The sequence below is a fragment of the Stenotrophomonas sp. STEN056 genome, from assembly GCF_056759635.1.
Genome location: NZ_JBRRDL010000032.1, coordinates 24184 through 46415 on the forward strand (window position 1 = coordinate 24184; position 22232 = coordinate 46415).

6 protein-coding genes are annotated in these 22232 nt (G+C 60.0%); 2 read left to right on the top strand and 4 right to left on the bottom strand.

What is annotated here, in order from left to right:
- Positions 1 to 65 precede the first annotated feature (65 nt).
- The 4 genes from ACVOLO_RS14825 to ACVOLO_RS14840 form a co-directional block, all read right to left on the bottom strand.
- Complete coding sequence (locus ACVOLO_RS14825; RefSeq protein WP_481571084.1) at positions 66 to 4595, bottom strand: Ig-like domain-containing protein; 4530 nt, start codon at positions 4593 to 4595, stop codon at positions 66 to 68.
- A 538-nt stretch (positions 4596 to 5133) separates the two neighbouring features.
- Entirely contained in the window at positions 5134 to 10245 is a 5112-nt protein-coding gene (locus ACVOLO_RS14830; RefSeq protein ID WP_481571085.1) for an Ig-like domain-containing protein, read from the bottom strand.
- A 383-nt stretch (positions 10246 to 10628) separates the two neighbouring features.
- Entirely contained in the window at positions 10629 to 15485 is a 4857-nt protein-coding gene (locus ACVOLO_RS14835) for an Ig-like domain-containing protein (protein ID WP_481571086.1), read from the bottom strand.
- A 527-nt stretch (positions 15486 to 16012) separates the two neighbouring features.
- On the bottom strand, positions 16013 to 17731 hold the full coding sequence (locus ACVOLO_RS14840; protein WP_481571090.1) for a TolC family protein: 1719 nt from the start codon (positions 17729 to 17731) through the stop codon (positions 16013 to 16015).
- A 582-nt stretch (positions 17732 to 18313) separates the two neighbouring features.
- Here ACVOLO_RS14840 and ACVOLO_RS14845 point away from each other — a divergent pair.
- Complete coding sequence (locus ACVOLO_RS14845) at positions 18314 to 20650, top strand: type I secretion system permease/ATPase (RefSeq protein WP_481571087.1); 2337 nt, start codon at positions 18314 to 18316, stop codon at positions 20648 to 20650.
- Positions 20650 to 21891: an HlyD family type I secretion periplasmic adaptor subunit gene (locus ACVOLO_RS14850; RefSeq protein ID WP_481571088.1), complete on the top strand. Its 1242-nt coding sequence runs from the start codon at positions 20650 to 20652 to the stop codon at positions 21889 to 21891. The genes ACVOLO_RS14845 and ACVOLO_RS14850 overlap by 1 nt, the downstream gene beginning before the upstream one ends.
- Positions 21892 to 22232: the final 341 nt, after the last annotated feature.

The window sequence follows — 22232 nt, forward strand, 5'->3', positions numbered from 1 at the left end:
ACCATCGATTCGACGCATAAAAAAAGGCGACTGGCATCACTGCCAGCCGCCTGTTTTCATCCATGTCAGATCAAATTGACCTTAACGGCTTCCTGCACCAGCAGTTCAGCCTCCATGCCGGAGTGCTGGTAAACGGTGTACGCCACACCGTCGACGGTATGGCTGCCCGATGCTGCCCAGTCGCCCAGATCGGTGACGCCATCGTCCAGCAGATCATCCAGGTTGATGCTGTCACCAGCGCCTCCCTTGACCATCATCTGGGTCCGGCCACTGTCATGGAACAGATTCACGCCGCCGTCGTTCATTACCTGCGAGAGGTTCAATGTCAGCATCGCATCTTCGACGGGAAGCCCACTACTCTTGACCTGATCCGTGCCGGAAGCACTCTCCACCCCCACCGTTGCAGAGTTGGTAACCGTCACTGTCACGCCAATCCGCACCAACAGCTCCGCGCCCAGCGACGAGTGTTGGTACGAGTCGTACGCCTGGCCGTTGACAATCACAGCCGACGCCTTCACCCAATCGCCAAAATCATTGCCGTTGGCCAGCAGATCACTGAGGACAACCTTGTCACCTGCATCGCCATTGACGAGCATCTGCACGCGACTCTTGTCTCCCGTGTGGAATGCGTTGACCGCACCATTTTCCAATACCTGCGACAAACCCAATGTCAGCGTATTGTTGCCGGTGCCGGTGAGGTCGATGATCTCCATTGAACTCACCTTGCTCCCCGCGCTTGAAAGATTGAGCTGGTGATTGGCGCCAGCCAGTGCGAGCGTATCGATACCGGCACCACCGTGAATGCCCGCGGAATCCTGCTTGAAGTAGGTCGCCGATGAGATGGACAGCGATACCACATCATTGCCTTCGGTTCCCGCAAAGGTCTCCAATGCGGAGTCGATCAGATTCGGATCGCGGAGTTCTGCCGAATGGGTGACTACAGTCTGGGTGAAGGCATCCAATGTCACGCTGGAGCCCAAGGTCACCACCTTGAACGAACCAATGTCCACCAACTCCGTGGAGGCGAACGAGAAGACCTTCGTGTGGCGTGCATCGGTTCCGCCGATGAAGTTCTCCGAATGGATCAGGTTGCCCTTCACATCAAACACCTGGATCTGCGTCCCCACGGTGTTGTCGATGCCCGTCAGGCGAAGCGTGAAGTAGCTCGCCGGTTTATCCAGTGCAAACGTGGTTTCAGCATGTACGTCCCCGCTCAGGGTCAGGCCTGCCAATGCAGTCGGAGTCTGTCCCGTCTTGCTGAGGCTACCCGTACTGCTTACCTTGAAACCGGATCCCACATATTCCCCATCCACCACCACCTTCTGCAGCGTATCGGACACGTTCGCCTTAACTGGCGTGCCGACCACCGCGTACGGGGCCGACACCGCGCCGATGGCACCATCGGTTGTGATGATCTGCGCAGTTACCGAGAAATCCTTGGACGCCCCCTGGGTTGAGTACGTGGCCGTCGCGGGCACATTGATGGTAGCCAGGCCGGAGTTGATATCCACCTGCGTCAATACCTGCTCGTAGGTGGTTATGCCCCATTGGATGTGCACCGTATCGCCCGCCTTGGCACCTGTACCACCCAATGACAGCAACACCTGCGATCCATCGCGCGCCTTGGCGGTGGTGTAGATGCCCTCGGCATCAGGAATCCGGGTGATGGTCGGAGCTCCAGCGCCTTCCACCAGCGTTACCTGCTGCGACTGCAACAGCTTGCCGTGCGTGGTGCCGTCACTGATACGGGCCTGGATCTCCCAGCTGCTGGCATGTGAAGTCATGTCCAGGTACATCCAGTTCTTTCCTTTGGTCACGGCCTCGTGCCATGTCTTTCCGCCATCGGTCGACACCTCGACCTTCAGCCCCTCTGCCAACGGGTAATCCAAGGTGCCGCTGACCTCCCGACCGGCTGAACCATCCGCTGTCGAATAATCCCCCATGGCACCACTGTCCTTGCCCATGGCAGCAAGGGTTACCGTGCCTTCCTTTTGTTTGATTTCGACATACAGGTTCGAGGCCTGGGTCCCCCCTGCGTTACTGGTAGCGACATAGCCAAATACATCCGTGATGACCCGCTCCAGTCCAGCCTCCAGGCGCATTTTTGACTGATAGGTGTAGTCACCGGCTTCATGCCCGCCACCGCCCGTCAGATAGACAATCAGCCTTCCGGAAACGGTATCGATGCTCAATCGCCCGGTGGTCGCGTCGTAACGTGCAGCTGTCTTGCCATCAGAGTTTTCGACCACCAGGGTGCCGCTGGCGTCGACGCTGAAAACCTGCCCTTCAAACGAAACCTGAGTCAGGCGCTCGCTCCCATCACGCACCACATCCTCATCGTTGTCCAGCAAGTTGCCAGACACCGTACCTGCGACAAGCAGTGAGGCCACGACTTCTTCAATCTCTGCCGGGCCCGGAGCAACCAACAGAGGCTGGTTCACAATCGCCTCAACCGGGCCCTGATAGGCCGGATATCCATTGTTCTTGGGCTCAGCAGGTATCAGCACGAAAGTGGAACTGATCGGCGATTTCTCGGACAGATCCGAGATCATGTTCTGCCAACTTGCGATCCCGGTCGCCGACAACGGATTGAGACCATCGCCAAAGAAGAACACCTGCTTGAGCGTGTTCGGATCAAAATTTTTATCGGCGTACTCCGCCTTGATTGCAGCTTCAACCCGACTGATCACGGAGTAGTGCGTATAGTCCAGCCCAATACTGCTATTCACTGACGTCACAAAGGCCGCGTAGGCAGGATCTTCCTTGCCTGTGATGGTGAATGTTCTATCACTGACGCCGGTTATCACATTGACAGTGACCGTAGAACCAAAATTCAGATAGCTCGACACCGTTGTTCTCAACGCTTCCCGCGCAGCAGCCAGAAAAGATCCATTCATCGAACCCGAGTTGTCCAGGACCACCGACAGACTGATGTTGCGACCAGTGGTCTCCAAGGGCTCGGCATAGTCATCGCCGTTGCTGACGACACTGAAGTCAAACCTGTCTGAAGGAGCACTGGTGTTGCCCGCAACGTCCATTGCCTCCACGGAAAGCTCATGGCCGCCCTTGTTCAGCGGAGCAGCCGGCTCAAAGCTCCATTTGCCATTGGCATCCGATACAACGCGGCCGATCTCAACGCCCTTGTCGCGGATTATCACGGTACTTCCAGCTTCCGCCTGGCCACTGACAAGTGGCTGCCGGTCATCGGTGGAGCCTCCATTCACCACCTCACCCGTCACCGCGCCGGCATCATCCAGGACGCTGACAATGGTTGGCTTCTCAGGTGCCGTGGTATCCACAATCACGGCGTGTGAAGCCGAACTGCCACTGGCGTTGCCCACTGCGTCCACCGCCACTGCAGTAAAGACATGCTCACCGTCCTGCAACGATGCAACAGGGGTGAAGCTCCAATTGCCATTGGTGTCGGCCACAGTGCTGCCCAGCAGAGTGCCGTGGTCGAAGATGCGCACTGTGCTGCCCGCCTCAGCCTTGCCGTTCAGCGTCGGCGTGCTGTCGTCAGTCGTGGCACCACTTGCCAGGCTGCCCTGATGTGGGCCGGCATCATCGAGCACCGATACGATGCTTGGTGCATCCGGCGCTGCAGAATCCACCACCAGGTTGAAATTCGGCGAACGCTCGCTTTCCCCCTTGGCCGGCAACGACACCGTTGCCTGCAGTGAATGCGCGCCTTCGCTCAGCGGCGTTGCCGGCGTGAACGACCAGCGACCATCGAAGCCAACCGCGGTCTGCCCCAGCAGCACGTCACCTTCATAGATTTTGACGATGCCGCCGGCAGTAGCAGTACCCTCAAGGGTCGGCGTGGAATCGTCGGTGATGCTGTCGGAGACCAGCAACCCGGTCACGCTGCCGGCATTGTCGTCGGCAAAATAGATTTGAACCAATTCCGGCCGTGTATCGACGACGAACTCGAAGGAGCCGGTCTCATCGCTCTGGTTGCCGGCCTGGTCCACTGCCACATACTTCAGGATGTGCGTGCCGTCGGCCAACGGCGGCTCCGGAGTAAAACGCCACTTGCCATCGGCATCGGCCTGCGCGCGGCCGATTTCCCTGCCCTTGTCATAGACAATGACCGTGGCGTTCGCCTCGGCGGTGCCTTCCACCGTGGGGCGGTTGTCGTCGGTGATCCCTTCACTGGTAACCAAACCTGTGATGCGGCCTTCATCATCTGTCATTCCCAGAATGACCGGCATGTCCGGGGCAATCTTGTCCACGAAGATCACATACGGCGCGGAGACGTCACTGAAGTCCCCATTCGGGTATTGATAAATGGTCGAGATTTCATGGCGACCATCCGCCAGCGACATCCGTGGAGTAAAGGACCACTCGCCATCGGCACCGGCCGTCACCCGGCCCATCAGCCCCGAGTCGTCGTAGAGATGTACCACTACGCCGGGCGCCGCCACGCCGGTGATCAATGGCCGGCTGTCGTCGGTATAGCCGCCTTCGGCGACGACGCCCTGCTTGGCGCCCTTGTCATCCAGCACCGCTCCAATGGCAGGCAGCGGATGGACGGTGGCTGGAATGGCGTTACGCGGTGTGTTGTTCTCTACGGACACGCTTGAGTTCATCTTCATCAATACCCATCTGGTCAGTTTCAGCCATCCGGAATTTTCTCTTCCGGAATGAAAATAATGAGGCTGCCACTAAACGCAGCTGCCCCATCGTCACAGGGGAGTATCACCACGATCATTCAGGGGAAAAATAGGGATTCACTCAAACAAAGCCGCGAGATAATCAGGCACGTCCTAGAGACAATGCTTGACTGACATTCGTTCAGACTCAACCGTGTCTTCGGCCTTCTTCATGCGCCCTTCCGAGCAAGGCGCTGGCATGAGCTCGGAACATATTCAAGAACCAGGCGTTGATCTTCAACGCCTCCACGGTGCTGCCTGCTTCCGCACGGAACAAGTATTGATCCGAAAGCACGTTGAAGATTCCAGGTTCCAACGCTGGCCAATTGCGGGGCGTGCCTGCGCAGAAGGTGCTCGCTGGCTGAGATTCGGTTCCCGACCTCTTGGCGGGTGTAGATGCATGGACCGCCAGTGAAGCAGCGATTCGACGCATAAAAAAACGGCGACTGGCATCACTGCCAGCCGCCGTTTTTTACTTGCTTCAGATCAGGTTGACCTTCACCGCTTCCTGCACCAGCAGTTCAGCCTCCATGCCGGAGTGCTGGTAGATGGTGTACGCCACACCATCGACGGTCTGGCTGCCGGACGTCGCCCAGTCGCCCAGGTCGGTGACGCCATCGTCCAGCAGATCATCCAGGTTGATGCTGTCGCCAGCGCCGCCCTTGACCATCATCTGCGTCCGGCCACTGTCATGGAACAGATTCACTCCGCCGTCGTTCAGCACCTGCGAAAGGTTCAACGTCAGCATGGCGTCAGCCGGAGCAGCCTGCACATCGTCAACGTCCTGTTCTGCTGCGCGGGTGACATTGCCGATCATCAAGGTCCATTTCGCCGAGTCACTGACGTTGCCCGCCTTGTCGTATGCCTCAAATTCGAATACATGCTCACCAAACTTGAGGTTGCTTTCAGGGGTCCAGGTCCAGTTGCCATTGGCATCCACTCGAGCATTGTCGCCAACGTCATCACCGTTGTCATAGATGACCACTATGGAACCGGGTTCGGCCTTGCCACTGAAGACTGGCCTGCGGTCATCCGTGTACTGTCCATCGCTCAAGTTGCCTGTCCACTCGCCAACGTCGTCATACACAGACTCGATGGTCGGTGCATCCTGAGTAACCGTATCCAGCTGAACCGAGTACTCATTGCTCGCAGCGCTCGGAACACCTGCTGCGCTGACCGCGACGGCAGTAAAGACACGCAGACCATCCTTCATGCCGACATCCAACTTGATCCGCCATGAGCCAAGGTCGTCGACAACAGTGCTTCCAGCCACGACGCCATCGACGCTCAGCAGGATCTTCTCACCGGGAATGCCCTTTCCGTTAATGGTCGGCTTACGGTCGTCAGTGAAGTTTCCGCTCTGAACATTACCGATGAACTGGCCAACCATGTCGATGACGCCCTTGATGGAGGGCGGGGTGGCCGGCACGGTGTCGATGATGAAGTTGAACGATGGAGTTGCTGCGCTCACATTGCCGGCGGTGTCCGTCGCCGTGGCTGAGATTGCATGCGCGCCCTGCCCCAGGTCGGCAGTGGGGGTGAAGCTCCACGTACCATTGGCCTGGATTGTGGTCTGGCCCAACAGGGTGGCGCCGTCATACACCTTGACGGTGCTGCCTACCTTGCCCGTGCCCTGAATCTCGGGACGGGTGTCGTCGGTAATACCATTGGAAGCGATCGCGCCGGTGATGGCACCCTGGTCATCCAGCAATGTATCGATCGACAACACCACGGGCGAAGTGTCCACAGTGATGTTCAGAACCGGCCCCTTGCCGGCGCTGTTGCCGGCCACGTCCACCACGTCGGTAGTGAATGCGTGTTTGCCATCCGCCAGTGGCACATTCGGCGTGAAGCTCCAGTTGCCATTGCTGTCCACCAGCGCGCCACCCAGTACCGTCTCACCGTCGTAGATGACCACGGTGGTGCCGGGCTCGGCCTTGCCTGTGAACTCAGGCGTGTTGTCGTCAGTGGTATCACCGTCAACCAACGCGGCCTGTTTGTCGCCCACGTTGTCGTTGACCACCAGATTGGTGACCTGATCGGGTGCCGTGATATCAACCACGAAGTTCCAGACTTCGGTCGCAGCACTGGTCTGGCCCACCGGGTTGGTAGCTGTTGCGGTGATGTCATGCGGGCCTTCGCTCAGCGCCGCGCCCGGAGTGAACTCCCACTTGCCGTCGGCACCCGCCAGGGCTTCGCCCAGCAGGGTCGCGCCATCGTAGATCTTGATGACGTGGTTGGCCTGCGCCGTGCCACTGATGGTTGGCATTTCGTCGTTGGTGACTTCGCCCTTCTGCATGTCATGCGGAATGCCTACGTCGTCCCACACGCTCACGATGACCGGCACCTGCGGTGTGCTGGTGTCGATGATGATCGTGTGTGGAGCGCTCGGTGCGGTCTTGTTGCCTGCCGGATCCATCTCGATGGCCGTGAACACATTGGAACCGGCGGCCAGCGGCACGGTCACCTGCAGCGTCCAGTTACCGCTTGCATCCACGGTTGCCTGACCCAGCTCACGTTCGCCTGCGCCATCCTTGACCATCACGAAAATGGTGTCACCCACCGTGCCGGTGCCACTCAGCAACGGGCAATCATCGTCGGTGGTGCTGCCCGAGGCCACATTGCCCTGGACGCCGCCCACATCGTCTTCCACCCCTGTGATGGCCAGCTTGCTGGTATCCGGCGCGGTGTAGTCGGTGGTCAACACGAATTCGCCGGAAAGCGCGCCCGTGTTGCCCGCCTTGTCAGTGGCACTAGCGGTGAACGTATGCACGCCCTCGTTGAGCGGCGTGGTCGGCGTGAGGCTCCAATTGCCCAATTCGTCAGCTACAGCCGTGCCCAGCGTTGCGCCATTGTCGTAAACCGTCACGACGCTACCTGCCTCGGCCTTGCCCATCAGCGTCGGCGACGGATCATCCGTCACCGAACCGTTGGCCAGATTCTCCTGCACTGCACCCACGTCATCCTTGGCCAGGTCGATGCTCGGTGCTGACGGCGGCGCCGTGTCGACAGTGAAATTGAACGGCGGTGTCGCCTTGCTGACGTTGCCCGCCTTGTCCGTGGCCGTAGCCGTGATGGCATGCTGGCCCTGGGCCAAATCCACAGCCGGCGTAAAGCTCCACATACCGCTGGCCTTGACCTCCGTCTGGCCCAGCAGCGTTGCGCCGTCATATACCTTGATGATGCTGCCCGCCTTACCCAGGCCCTGAATCTCGGGACGGGTGTCATCGGTCACGCCATTGGCACTGATCGCACCAGTGATCGCACCCTGGTCATCCACCAACGTGTTGATCGATACGGTCACATCCGTCGTGTCAACGGTCACGCTCAGTACCGGGCCCTTGCCGCTGCTGTTGCCTGCCGGATCCACCACTTCCGTGGTGAAATCATGCTTTCCGTCGGCCAACGGAACATTCGGAGTGAACGTCCAACTGCCGTCTGCCGCCACATCCGCACTGCCCAGCAGCGTGTCGCCGTCGTACACATTCACGGTTGCACCCGGCTCGGCCTTGCCGGTGAATGTGGGCGTGCTGTCATCAGTGACATCGCCGTTTACCAGCGCGCCCTGTTTGTCGCCCACGTCATCACTGACGAGCAGATTGCTGGCCTGGCCTGGGGCGGTGGCGTCAATCTCGAAGTTCCAGATGCCGGTTGCATCACTGGTCTGCCCAACCGCGCTTGTCGCAGTGGCAGTAATGTTGTGTGTGCCGTCCGCCAGATCAGCCGTTGGAGTGTACTCCCACTTGCCATTGAGATCGGCCAAGGTTTCGCCCAGCAGGTTTCCCCCATCGTAGATTTTGATGGTATTGCCCGCCTGTGCGGTACCGATGATGGTCGGCCGGGCGTCGTCCGTTACTTCGCCCTTCTGCAGCATGTGCACCGTGCCTACGTTGTCCTGCACGTTCTCGATGACCGGCACTTCCGGACGGCCGGTATCAACGGTGACCTTGTACGGCTCGCTCGGCGCCGTCTCATTGCCCGCAGGATCCCTCTCGATGGCCGTGAATTCGTTGGCGCCCGCGGTCAGCGGCGCATCTACCTGCAGCGTCCACTTGCCGTCCACATCCACCGTGGCGCGGCCAAGTTCGCGCTGCCCCAGGCCGTCCTTGACCATGACGATGACGGTATCGCCAGCCGTGCCTGTGCCACTAAGCAACGGGCGGCTGTCATCAGTGACGCCACCGGAGGCGATATTGCCCTGGATCCCACCCAGGTCGTCTTCCAGGCCTGTGATGGCCAGTTTGCTGGTATCCGGCGCGGTGTAGTCGGTGGTCAGTACAAACGCTTCCGAAGGCGCACTTGTATTGCCAACGTTGTCGATGGCAGTGACCGTGAAGCGGTGATCACCTTCGGTCAACGGAGCGCCCGGCGTGAAAGTCCAGTTGCCATCCTTGTCCGCCACAACCCCCGTCAGCAGGCTGCCGTTGTCGTAGATATTCACAACGCTGCCGGCTTCCGCCCTGCCCTTCAAGGTCGGTGTGCTGTCATCGGTAACAGCGCCATTTTCCAACGGGCCCTGCTGGACGCCAACGTTGTCGATTACCTCGACAATGCTCGGGGCTTCCGGCGCACTCAGGTCAATGACCAGGTTGAAGCTGGGCGAACGCTCGCCTTCGCCCTTGGCAGGCAGCGTCACTGTCGCCTGGAGCTCATGCGGGCCTTCACTCAGCGGTTGCAGCGGCGTGAACGACCAGCGGCCATCCATGCCAGCGGTTGCTTCACCCAGCAGCACCGTACCTTCATAGATTTTGACGATGCCGCCGGCTGTCGCGGTGCCGTGCAGAGTCGGCGTTGCGTCATCCGTGGAATTACCCGAAACCAAGGTACCCGTGAGGACGCCAGCGTCGTCATGGGCGTTGTCGATATTGATCAACTGGGGACGCGTGTCCACCACAAACTCGAAGGATACGGATTCCGAGCTTTGGTTCCCGGCCTGATCCACAGCGACGTACTTCAGAACGTGCGTACCCTCAGGCAATGGGGGCTCCGGGGTAAAGCGCCACTTACCTTCGTGGTTCGCCTCCGCGCGGCCAATCTCCTTGTCCTTGTCATAGACGATGACCGTGGCGTTTGCTTCTGTCGTGCCTTCCACGACAGGACGGTTGTCATCGGTGATGTCACCCACGGCAATAGTGCCCGTGATGCTACCTTCGTCATCCACCATGCCCAGGATGACAGGCGTGTCCGGCGCAATCCTGTCCACGAAGATCAGATATGGCGCGGAGACATCGCTGAAGTTTCCATCCGGATACTGATGAATGATGGAAATCTCATGCTGTCCATATCCCAACGAGAGCCGCGGGGTAAATGACCAGCTGCCATCTTCACCGACCAAGACATGCCCCATCAGCTCAGAATCGTCGTAAAGGTGTACCACTACACCTGCCGGAGCCTTGCCGGTGATCTGCGGCCGGCTGTCATCCGTAACACCGCCGTTCCCAACGTTGCCCTGATAGACGCCCCTGTCGTCCAGCACATTCTCGATAACCGGAGTGGGATTGTTTGCAGTCGCCAGGACGCCAGCGTCGGCATTCACAACCGCGCGGTCTACCGCGACGGAATTTTCTTCATTTTTCGATACTTGAGAGTTCATTGCCTTCTCTTCCATTCAATACGCAGCAAAGGAGAGGAATACCGATGCAGCAGCCACCTAAAGGCATGCGCTCGGCATCCATGATTCACACTGATCAATCCATTTCATCTGGCCAGGCAGCCTCATGACGGCAACCCGGCAAATGCGTCGGGGATGCCCAAACGACCGGGGAAACGTAGATGCCCCCGGCGATGTTCCGGCCGTTTCCATCTCATTCTCTGAGTGACGACCGGGGTCACTCTTGAAGATGCTTGAACGTTCTTCGCTTGAACGTTCTTCGCCGCAACGCTGGCCGCAGCAGAATCCGCCATGCCAATCTCGTGCAGGGGGCGGTCTGCACCAAGCACCGGAGAGTCTCACCGAGACTCTCCGGCAACTGTTCGTCAACCGACCATCTGGTTATCAAACTGATGCAGATTTTCCGGCAGGACAGCCACTTCAGACGCCACTCCTTCATTTGAAGAAGTGCTCAACGGATCCACCTCGGAAAGCCATTCATCAGCAATGACCTGTGCATTCAAACTATGCTCAAGAATCAAAACAGGATGCGCATCCATACCGCCGACAAGAACTTCATTGGCACCATCCGTCAAAAGCTCCTGGATGGACAGTGAATCGTCCAATTCATCGACCGACGATGCAGCCCGCGTGACACTGCCAATCATCAGTGTCCACTTTGTCGTTTCACTGACATTTCCCGCCTTGTCGTATGCCTCAAATTCGAATACGTGCTCACCAAACTTGAGGTTACTTTCCGGGGTCCATGTCCAGTTGCCATTGGCATCTACCCGCGCGTTGTCACCAACATCTTCACCGTTGTCATAGATAACAATCATGGAACCCGGCTCAGCCTTGCCACTGAATACCGGCCTGCGGTCATCGGTGTACTGGCCGTCGGTCAAATTGCCCGTCCAAGCACCGACGTCGTCGTACACAGATTCGATGGTTGGAGCATCCTGAGCCACCGTATCCAGCAGAACGGAGTATTCATTGCTCACATCGCTGGGGATACCTGCCGCACTGAGTGAGACCGCAGTAAACACTCGCAGGCCATCAGCCATTCCAACATCCAGCTTGATCCGCCATGAGCCATCCTCGCCCACAACGGTGGTTCCAGCCACGACACCGTCCACGCTCAGCTGGATCGTCTCACCGGGTGCCCCCTTGCCGTGGATCGTTGGTTTTCTATCGTCCGTGGAACTACCACTTTGAACGTTGCCGACGAACTCGCCAACCATGTCGATGACGCCATTGATGGAAGGGGCTGAAGGCAATTCCCGGTTGATCGAGAAATCGAAAGCTTCCGACGGCTCACTCACGTTGCCGGCCTTGTCCACGGCAGTCACATGGATTGCGTGCGCGCCAAGCTGCAGCGGGCCGGCCGGTACAAAGGTCCAGTCGCCATTTGCATCAGCCTGCACTTGGCCGATCTTCAGGCCGTTGTCCCATATGGTCACGCTGCTGTTGGCCTCGGCCTTGCCGGAGACCTCCGGCTGCAGATCGTCGGTAACTTCCCCTATGACCAGTTGCCCCTGTTTCGCGCCTTCGTTATCGACAACAGAAGTAATCTGCGGCTTCACCGGCTGCATGGTGTCGATGACGAGGGTGAAGACTTCCGACGGTGCACTTTCGTTGCCGGCGCTGTCTACGTTCACCACGGACAAGTCGTGCTTCCCGTCGAGCAGTGCCTGACCTGGCTCGAAGGTCCACTTGCCATCGTCGCCTACCACCGCTTCGCCGATCTTTTCCCCGTCGCTGTAGAGGACCACGGTGCTGCCCGGCTCGGCGCTGCCGCTGATCTGCGGCTTGGCGTCATCCGTGGCGTCACCGGAGTTCAAATTGCCGGTCACATCGCCCTGGTCGTCATACACGGTCTCGATTACCGGCTTGTTCGGTGCCACGGTATCAACCACCACGCCATAGACATCGGACGGCACGCTGACGTTGCCGGCCTTGTCTTCGCTGGTCACGGTGAAGTCGTGCGGGCCGTTGTTCAGCGGCGTGGTCGGGGTGAAGTTCCACAAGCCATTGCTGCCGGCCTGCACGCTGCCCAGCAGCGTGCCGTTGTCGTAGATATGAACCGTGCTGTTGGCTTCGGCCTGGCCCTTCAGGGTTGGCGTGGTGTCATCGGTGCTTGCACCCTTGGCAATCACGTCCTGGATGCTGCCCACGTCATCACGGATTTCAGTGATGCGGGGCTGGGCGGGGGCGCTCAGGTCTACGGTGAAGTCGTAGCTGGCACTGGGCTGGCTTTCGCCCATCACAGGCGTGGTGACAGTCACATACAACGAGTGCGGGCCCTCACTCAACGGAACGTCCAGCTTAAACGTCCAATTGCCTTCGCCATCGACCTGAGCCTCACCCAACAATGTGCGACCCTCAAAGACTTTCACCGTGCCGTTGACGGTGGCCATTCCATGCAGCGTAGGCATCGGATCATCCATCACCCCACCAAATGCTATGGGACCGATCTTGGCTCCAACGTTGTCAACGATAGAGAGAATGCGCGCTTCTGTCGTCCCGGTGAAGACGGTGAAGCTAATGCCCTCCGACATATCACTAACGTTTCCAGCCTTGTCCACGACCTCATACGAGAAATCGTAGTCCCCGTCATCAAGCGAAAAGGATGGCGTAAAACTCCAGTCGCCAAAAGAATCCGCCATCACGCGACCGATCTCGCTGCCATCGTCATAGATGACAATCGTCGCCCCCGGCTCTGCCTTGCCACTCAATGTCGGTGTCGTGTCGTCCGTGATCGCACCATCAACAATTTCACCCGTAATCTGCCCCGCGTTATCAAACAGCTTCGCAGTTCCCAGGTCCGGCGCCAGCGTATCCACTTCAATGGGATAAATACCCGTCTCGGGGCTTACGTTGCCGACTGAGTTTGTCGCGGTGGCGGTGATGTTGTGCTGGCCGTCTGCCAGATCAATGGATGGCGTGAAGCGCCATGCCCCGCCCGCACCCACCGACACCTTGCCCAGCAACGTGCCATTGCTATACAGCGACACCGTCGTGCCTGCCTCGGCAGTGCCTTCGATGGTCGGACGCGTGTCATCGGTAACACCGTTCTTCTGAATGTTGCCCTTGATCGAGCCGGCGTCATCAATCACTGCAGTAATTGCCGGCGATGGCGGCATGCCCGGGTTGACCAGGGTCAGATCAAAGTTGTCCGACTTGGCACCGACATTGCCTGCAGCGTCCACTGATTCGGCCGTCAGGCTGTGGTTGCCCAATCCCATCGGGAGCTTGGGCTCAAACGTCCACTTGCCCTGCGCATCGACCGTGGTGCGGCCCAGCTCCTGGCCATTGTCACGGATGATCACCGTGCTGCCGGCCTCGGCGGTGCCGCTGATGGTCGGCTTGGCATCGTCGGTCTCGGCGCCACTCACCAGATTGCCGGTAACTGCACCTTCATCGTCATAAACCGAGTCAATGGTCGCTTTGGCGGGCGCAAACGTATCGACCGTGAAGTCGATGGCATCGGACTTCTCGCCGACATTGCCGGCCTTGTCGATGACCTGGTAGTTCAGGCTGTGCGCGCCGTCATTCAGCGGCGTCGATGGCGTAAACGTCCACTCGCCTGCAGCATTTGTCTGCGTGCGGCCGATCTCCTTGCCGTTGTCGTAAATGACAACGGTCGCATTTGGCTCGGCCTTGCCCACGTAGGTCGGCGTGCTGTCATCGGTGACGCTGCCACTGGTGATCGGGCCAACAACCGCGCCCTCATCGTCGATCAGCTGTGCGTCCTGGGTGCCCGGTTTGGTCGGCGCCAGCGTATCGACGGTGAAGTCGATCACATCGGACTTCTCGCCGACATTGCCGGCCTGGTCGATGACCTGGTAGTTCAGGCTGTGCGCGCCGTCATTCAGCGGCGTCGATGGCGTAAACGTCCACTCGCCTGCAACGTTGGTCTGCGTGCGGCCGATCTCCTTGCCGTTGTCGTAAACGACGACGGTCGCGTTCGGCTCGGCCTTGCCCACGTAGGTCGGCGTGCTGTCATCGGTGACGCTGCCACTGGTGATCGGGCCAACAACCGCGCCCTCGTCGTCCATCAGCTGCGCGTCCTGGGTGCCCGGCTTGGTCGGCGCGGCCGTATCCACCGTCACCGCGTACTCGTCCGACGGCGCGCTGATGTTGCCTGCCTTGTCCTGACTGGTCACCGTGAAGCTGTAGTCGCCGTCGGCCAGTGGCGTGGCGGGCGTGTAGGTCCATGCGCCCTTTGCGTCGGCAGTCACACTGCCAAGCAACTCGCCATTTGCATACACGCGGACCGTGCTACCGGCTTCGGCCTTGCCGCTCAGTGTCGGGGTGTTGTCGTCGGTGATCTGATCCTGCGCGACCACGCCGGTGATCGCGCCGTGGTCGTCCACAATGCTCTCGATCTGCGGCTGCGCTGGCGCCTTGGTATCGACGATCACAACAAACTCGTCGGACGGATCGGAAGTATTGCCTTCCGGGTCTTTCACCACCACTTCAAGCGCGTGCTCGCCGTCCTCCAGCCCCTTCTCGGGCGTGAAGGTCCAGTTACCACCTTCGTCGACGACAACTTCACCAATCACCTTGCCGTTATCAATGACGATGACGGTGTCGCCCGGCTTCTGGCCGCTGCCACCCAGCGTCGGGCGGTCGTCATCGGTGATGCCGCCCTTGCCGATATCACCCTGGATTGGCCCCTTGTCGTCCACCACCTTGCCGATGCCGTTGTTCTCCGGCGCAGTGGGATCCACCACCGGCTTCTTGCCACCGCTGTTGTGGTTGTCGATGGCAACACCGCCGCCGATCAAGCCCAGCCCAGCCAGTGCCCAAGGCAGAATGCCACCACCGGCAACCACCAACCCGTCGGCAAAGCCAACCAGCTCGCCACTGCCCAGCGCCAGCGGCGATGAAACACCTTCAAGCAGGAACGGCGCATTGCTGTCGCTGTTGCCGTCCACTGCGATGTATTCGTGATACGCGCCATCTTCGGCCAGGCCAACCAATTGCCCTTCGCTGCCGAAGAAATTTTCAATGATCAGTTCGGGCTGATCCGGGTCGCTGCCTTCAAGCGCAACGTGCAGGTTCTTGCCCACACGCTTGACCGTGATGTTCTCCGGGGAAATGCCAGTCTCATCATCCGCAAGCAGGTACTTGCCATGCTTGATCGCCTTGATACGGGCGGGCTTGCCTGCCCCACCTTTCAACAACTCCTTGCTCGTTGCGATGGATTTATCGGCGACTACAGATACGATTACAGTCATTTCAGGAACACCCGCTTGGTCAGTTCGACGTACCGGAAAAATTACCGGCGCATAAGAGAGGAGAAAGGGTCATGCATGGCCCTCCGCCATCGTTGCGGCGAGTATTCCGACCGGGCGTCGCTGCGTACACAGGATTTGTCCCAAATGTAAGTCGATATCCATAGGATTAGGAAAATACTGATCCTGCGAATGGACCCATTCAGACTCGGATGTATTTTTTCAGGAAAAACACCGGGAATGGCTACCGCGACAACCTCACCCATGCTCCTGCATTGGCCTGCGGATAATTGATTCGCTCACCCATTCCAGCACATCAAAATTCAACATCCACGAATGCGGAAACATCACCGCAGCCGATTGCATTGCCCTGCGCAGCGGCGTTGATTCAATCGCGCCGGTCTTCCGCTATGCGATGCCTGTTGCTCGCATATGGAATGAGCCATTCGCGCGATTGCACTGGCACATCGCACGCAGCCGTACTCCGCCCATCTTCATGGGCGGGCGAATTTCATCCCTATGAATCAGTTTCAGGTTTTTCCGGCGCTCAACCAACGCACCAACGTGCCAGCACTTGCGTACTGCCGCATGACGGCCTGGTAACCATCGAACCGACTGGTCACCTCGCCCACCTGATTGTTGTAATGCTCACTTTCCGAGCTCAGCACATCCAGCAATGTGCGACGTCCCAGGTGATACCACTGTTCGTAGAACGCTTCGCGTACCTTGTTGGTTTCCACGGTCAGACCGCGATAGAGTTCAGCGCGGTCGATCAGTGCACGCGCATCATGATTGGCCGCGCGTATGCGGTATTCCAGGTCCAGCGCCTGTTGTTCCGCGGCCTTCCAGCCAGCTTCTGCACGCTGACGCGCGGCACGCTCGGAGGCCCGCGAGGAGCCGCCGCGGAACGCCCCCCAGGAGAACGTCAGCCCCGTGCTCCACGCCGCCTCACGCCCGTTCGCATCTTCGCCGGTGACTTTGCCGACCACCCAGTTCACCTGGGGCAGCGCGGCGGAGCGCACAACATCGGCCTGCAGGTCCGACGACGATGCCTGTGCCTGCGCCTGACGGATCACCGGGTGCCTGACCGCCTCGGCCAGCAACCAGGAAAGCTCCGGCAAACGGATGTCCCAGTACGAAGCCGAAGGAAGCGTAGGCAACGGTCGATCACCGACCATCCTTCGCAGGTTGATTTCGATATCACGCGCACGCGTATCGGCGGTGCTGCGCGATGCCTCGGCCTGCAGCAGGCGCGCACGCGCCTGGGTCAACTCACTCACGCGGCCGGCATCCACGGCAACGATGCCTTCCAGCATCTTCACCAGCTCGCTCATGCGGTCAACGTACTGCTGGCTGATGTCGACGATGATGCGCTGCTTTCCCAGCTCGACAAGGCTGGAAGTCACCTCGTAGGCGGAGGCTTCCAGTTCTGCCTCGAACGCCCAGTCTGCCGCGTTGGCCAGCTCCGAGCGCGCCTGGATGGTCTTGCTGATGCGGCCCCAGTCGAACACCGGCGTGGTCACATCAAGGCTCAGGCGGGGATCATTGCCGTTGCGGCTGCCGGAACCGAATTCCACCGAGCTGTTGCCGCCCAGGTTCACCTGCGGGTATCGCTGCCCCTTGGCTTCAGCAACATCGGCTTCCGATGCCGAACGCTCCGCCAGGGCGCGCGCGACGGTCGGACTGCGCCCTGCTGCCGCTTCCACGACATGCAGGAACAGCTCCCGCAGCTGGCGCTCGCTCGAGGTCGAAGAGCTCGATGCAGCCAACAGTGCCGCCGGCACCGTTCGATCCAGCCTGGGCACCCCACTGGGGACCGAAGTGGCATCCGGCGATTCCAGCAACATCCCGGGGCGGGCTGAGGACACATCCGGCACATGACGTACGCCGGGCACAACGGTATCCGCACGTTCGATCTTCTCGAATTCCAATGCGGGGATCTCGGGCTGCTGCGCGGCAAGTGGCGCCAGGCTCTGACGCACCGCCTGGATAACCTGCAATGAGGAAGACCGTCGGGCATCGATAAGCTGCGCCGCGACACGCTCCACCTCCGCATCCGCGCTTGCAGAGAGTGCAACCCTGCGCGGGGCTTCCGGAGACACCTTCTCAAACTGCAGGATGTCATCGTCAGCACGTGCCTGCGTGCAAACCAACCCCATGCAGGCCAATGCAAGTGCGGACATCGGCAGGAAGCGATCCCCCACCACCACGGGTTTGCGACGTCGATTGTCCGGGTACGAACTGCGCATATTCACCTCTGAATGCCTCATTCTCGATGAGGCGGAAATTTCAGATTGCCGCGCAGCTCCAGCCACACAAGCAACAATTTGCTGGCGATCGATTCAATAAACCGATTCGCCACCATCGCCAATGAATCGTTCTCTCACCACTGATGCATTCTCGCGATCGACGGCGGGAACAACCGGGCGCATTCAATATCGTTTGATGCACCAACGCTCCATCGACGAGTGATTCAGTAGATGCCAATCGCATCACAGGCCCCGAAACGCCGGCCCTTCATCAGCGATGGCGAAGGCTAAGAGTGGCGGCAATCAAAGTACATGGGACACGTCCGAAATCCCCGGCACCTTTGCCCGGATTGATGTTCCAGTTTCATGGCGAGCACAGGCAGCCCGTATCCGCCTTTCTCATTCCAGCGCCAAATAGGCCAGCAGCCTTTCGCCTGACGGGGATTTTGAGACAAATCCGATTTCCTACCCGGGGTTTGAGCCGCAGAATTCCGGCCTACTGTCCGAGACTGCTGTTGCAGTCCGTCCTATTGCGCAATTGCCAGCCGCACTTATCAGGGCGGTCACTCACGGGAACCTGCAATGACCTCCTCCACCACGCCAGCACAGGCGGACGAAGCCGTGCTGCTTGCCGACACCAGAACCAGCATCGACGACACGCTGCTGCAGAGCGTCTCCTGGATCTGCAATCACTACGAAACACAGCGCAGCACCGCTGCGCTCCTGGCCGGACTTCCACACGCCGGTCTGCTCACGCCATCACTGGCACTCTCTGCGTTGAACAACGCCGGCATGACCGGCGGCCTGGTCAAGCGCAACGTGCGCGCCCTGCCCGCGCAGGTGATGCCCATGGTCCTGCTGCGCAAGGAAAGCGGCGGTTGCATTCTGCTGGCGCGCACCGAGCGCCGCGATGCAGAGAACAAGCGGCAGCTTCATTACTCGGTGATCCTGCCGGAAGTTTCCAGCGAGCCGATCGAGCTGTCGCAGGAAGAAATGGATGCGATGTATGCCGGTTACGCCATCCTGGTGAAGCCGCGCGCCACGGTTGACAACCGCGCCGGCGAAACCTTGCCGGCGCCCACCGGCCATTGGCTGCTCAGCACACTGTGGCGCTATCGTCGCTATTACCGCAGCGCAGCCATCGCCTCGGTCGTGGCCAATGTGCTTGCGCTGGCCAGCATCTTCTTCACCATGAACGTGTATGACCGCGTGGTTCCCAACCAGGCGTTCGTGACGCTCTGGTCGCTGGGCATCGGCGTGATCGTGGCGATGTTGTTTGAAGCCATGATCCGCTTCGTGCGCGCACATCTGCTGGATGTCGCCGGCAAGAAGGCAGATCTGGTGCTGGGCGCCATGCTGTTCCGTCAGGCGTTGTCGGTGCGGATGGAACACAAGCCTGCGTCCTCGGGCAGTTTTGCCAACCAGCTGCGTGAGTTTGAATCCGTACGCGACTTTGCCTCCTCGGCAACGCTGGCCGCAATCTCCGACCTGCCGTTCGTGCTGCTGTTCGTCGGCGTGATCTTCTTCATCGGTGGGCCGCTGGGCTGGATTCCGCTGCTGATCCTGCCGTTGATCCTGATCATCTCCATCTGCATCCAGTGGCCACTGGCCCGGGTAATGCAGGAAAACCTGCGCGAGTCCTCACTCAAGCAGGGTGTGCTGGTGGAATCTGTCGAGGGGCTTGAGACGCTGAAGGCCACCGGCGGTTACGCCTACATGCAGCGCCGCTGGGAGCATTTCAGCGCGCTGCAGTCCGCGACATCCATGAAGTCACGCAAGCTCTCCAGTGCCGCCACCGGCACCGTGACACTGCTGCAGCAGCTGCAGACCGTGGTGCTGGTGATCACCGGCGTCTACCTGATCAGCGACGGCACCCTGACCATGGGCGCACTGATCGGCACGGTGATGCTGGCCGGTCGCGCCACTGCTCCGCTGGGACAGGTGATTGGCCTGGCGGTGCGCTTCCAGCAGGCCAAGGCCGCGCTCACCTCGTTGAACAAACTGATGGAGTTGCCGGTGGACCGCGATGCGCAGTGCGACTATCTGCCCAGCCCGGCACTGACTGGCCAGCTGACCTTGAAGAATGTCGGCTTCAGCTACCCTGCGCCACCGATGCAGCCCAATCCGCCGGTACTGACCGGCATCAATGTGAACATCCAGGCCGGTGAACGCATCGCCATTCTCGGCCGCATTGGCAGCGGCAAATCCACCCTGCTGCGCGTCATGTCGCGCTTGTACGCGCCCGTTGAAGGCCAGATGTTCAGCGACGGCCTGGACGTCAACCAGATCGACCCGGCCGATTGGCGCAAGAGCGTGGGCTTTGTCTCGCAGGAAGCACGGTTGTTCTATGGCTCGCTGCGCGAGAACGTGATGATCGGCAAACCCGAAGCAACCGCCGAAGAGTTCCTGCGTGTGCTGCAGCTCACCGGCCTGGACCACATTGCCGGCGCGCACCCGCGTGGCATCAACCTGCCCATCGGTGAAATGGGCGAAGGTGTCTCCGGTGGTCAGCGCCAGCTGATCTCATTGGCGCGCACATTGTTGAGCCGGCCCAACCTGCTGTTGATGGACGAACCCACCAGCGCCATGGATTCGCAAACCGAGGCGTTGTTCCTGGATCATCTCAAGCGTGCAATGGAAGGCCAGACCCTGGTCGTGGTTACCCATCGCCCATCCGTACTCAGCCTGGTGGACCGCATCATCGTCGTGGACGGCGGCAAGATCGTGGCCGATGGCCCCAAGGCAAACGTGATGGCAGCGCTGGCCAATGCACCGGCCAATGCAGATGCCAGCGGCGACGGCGCCCAAGCCACACCTGCGACACCTTCCGACACCGCCGCCATGCCTGCCACGCGCCCCCTGCGCCCCCACGGCATGCGCGTGCAACGCACCCGCGCAGCCGTCCAGGAGACACCGTGATGTTGGGCTGGTTCAAGCAGAACAAGAATGTTGCAGGCATCAGCAGCAGTGATGCCGCCTTCATGAATGATGTGCAGGAGTCACTGCTTGCGCAGACCACGCCGGGCTCGCGGCTGGTTCTGTACATGGTGGTTGCCGTGCTCGCCGCAGGGTTGATCTGGGCGTCCCTTGCACGCGTGGAGGAAATCACACAGGGCGAGGCCAAGATCATCTCCAAGAGCCGCGAACAGGTCATCCAGAGCCTGGAAGGCGGCATCCTGGCCGAGATGAACGTGCGCGAAGGCGATATCGTCAACGCCGGCCAGGTGCTGTTGAAGATAGATCCCACCCGCGCCAACGCCAGTTACCGCGAAGCATTGAGCAAGGTCATCTCACTGAAGGCCACGCTGGCGCGCCTGCGTGCCGAAGCCTATGGGCAACCGCTGGAATTCGACGCACAGGTGCTTGCCGCGCCGGATGAAGTTGCCAACGAAACCCGCGCCTACAACGCCCGCCGCCGCGCCCTGGTGGAAAGCGTGGCCGCGCTGGAGCGCAGCTATTCCCTGGCCATGCGCGAAATCAACCTGGCCGAACCGCTTGCGGCCAAGGGCCTGTTGTCCGATGTCGAACTGCTGCGCATGCGGCGCCAGGCCAACGACATCAAATCGCAGGTTGTCGAACGGCAGAATCGGTACCGCGCCGATGCCAACTCCGAGCTGCTGAAGCTGGAGATGGAACTGGCGCAGACCAACGAAAACCTGGTTGGCCGTGCCGACGTGGTCGAGCGCACCACCATCGCCGCGCCGGTACATGGCACGGTGAAGAACGTCCGCGTCAACACCATCGGCGGCGTGATCCAGCCGGGCGAGCACATTCTTGAGATCGTGCCGCTGGAAGACCAGTTGCTGGTCGAAGGCAAGATCCGGCCCAAGGACGTCGCCTTCCTGCGTCCCGGCCTGCCGGCTACGGTCAAGATCACTGCGTATGACTACGCCATCTACGGCGGCCTGACCGGCAAGGTCGAGCACATCAGCCCGGACACGTTGAAGGACGAGCAGAAGACCGCTTCCGGACGCGGCGACGACACGTATTACCGCGTGCTGGTGCTCACCGACAAGAGCGCCCTGCAGGCCGGTGACAAGGAACTGCCGATCATTCCGGGCATGGTGGCCTCGGTGGAAATCCGCACCGGCGAAAAGACCGTGTTGGAGTACCTGCTCAAGCCCATCCTCAAGACCCGCGAGGCATTCCGCGAGCGATGATCGCGTCGTGTAGGAGCGACCTTGGTCGCGAGGCACGCGATGCAACGGCAAGCCGAACTGAAGGCAATTGCAGAATGCTTGCAACATTCACGCACTGCCAGCTTCGCGGCTGAAGCCGCTCCTACAAAAGCACATCCGTAGGAGCGACCTTGGTCGCGAGGCACGTGATACGACAGCGACCCGAATTACATGCAATTGCAGAAGGCTTGCAACCTTCACGCACGACCAGCTTCGCGGCTGAAGCCGCTTGTGTCTGCCACCGGAGTAGGTTTGCAGGTGAGAGCGGAGTGCGGCAGCCCGTTATGCCGCGGTGCGCACAAGCACGTGTAGGAGTTGGGGCG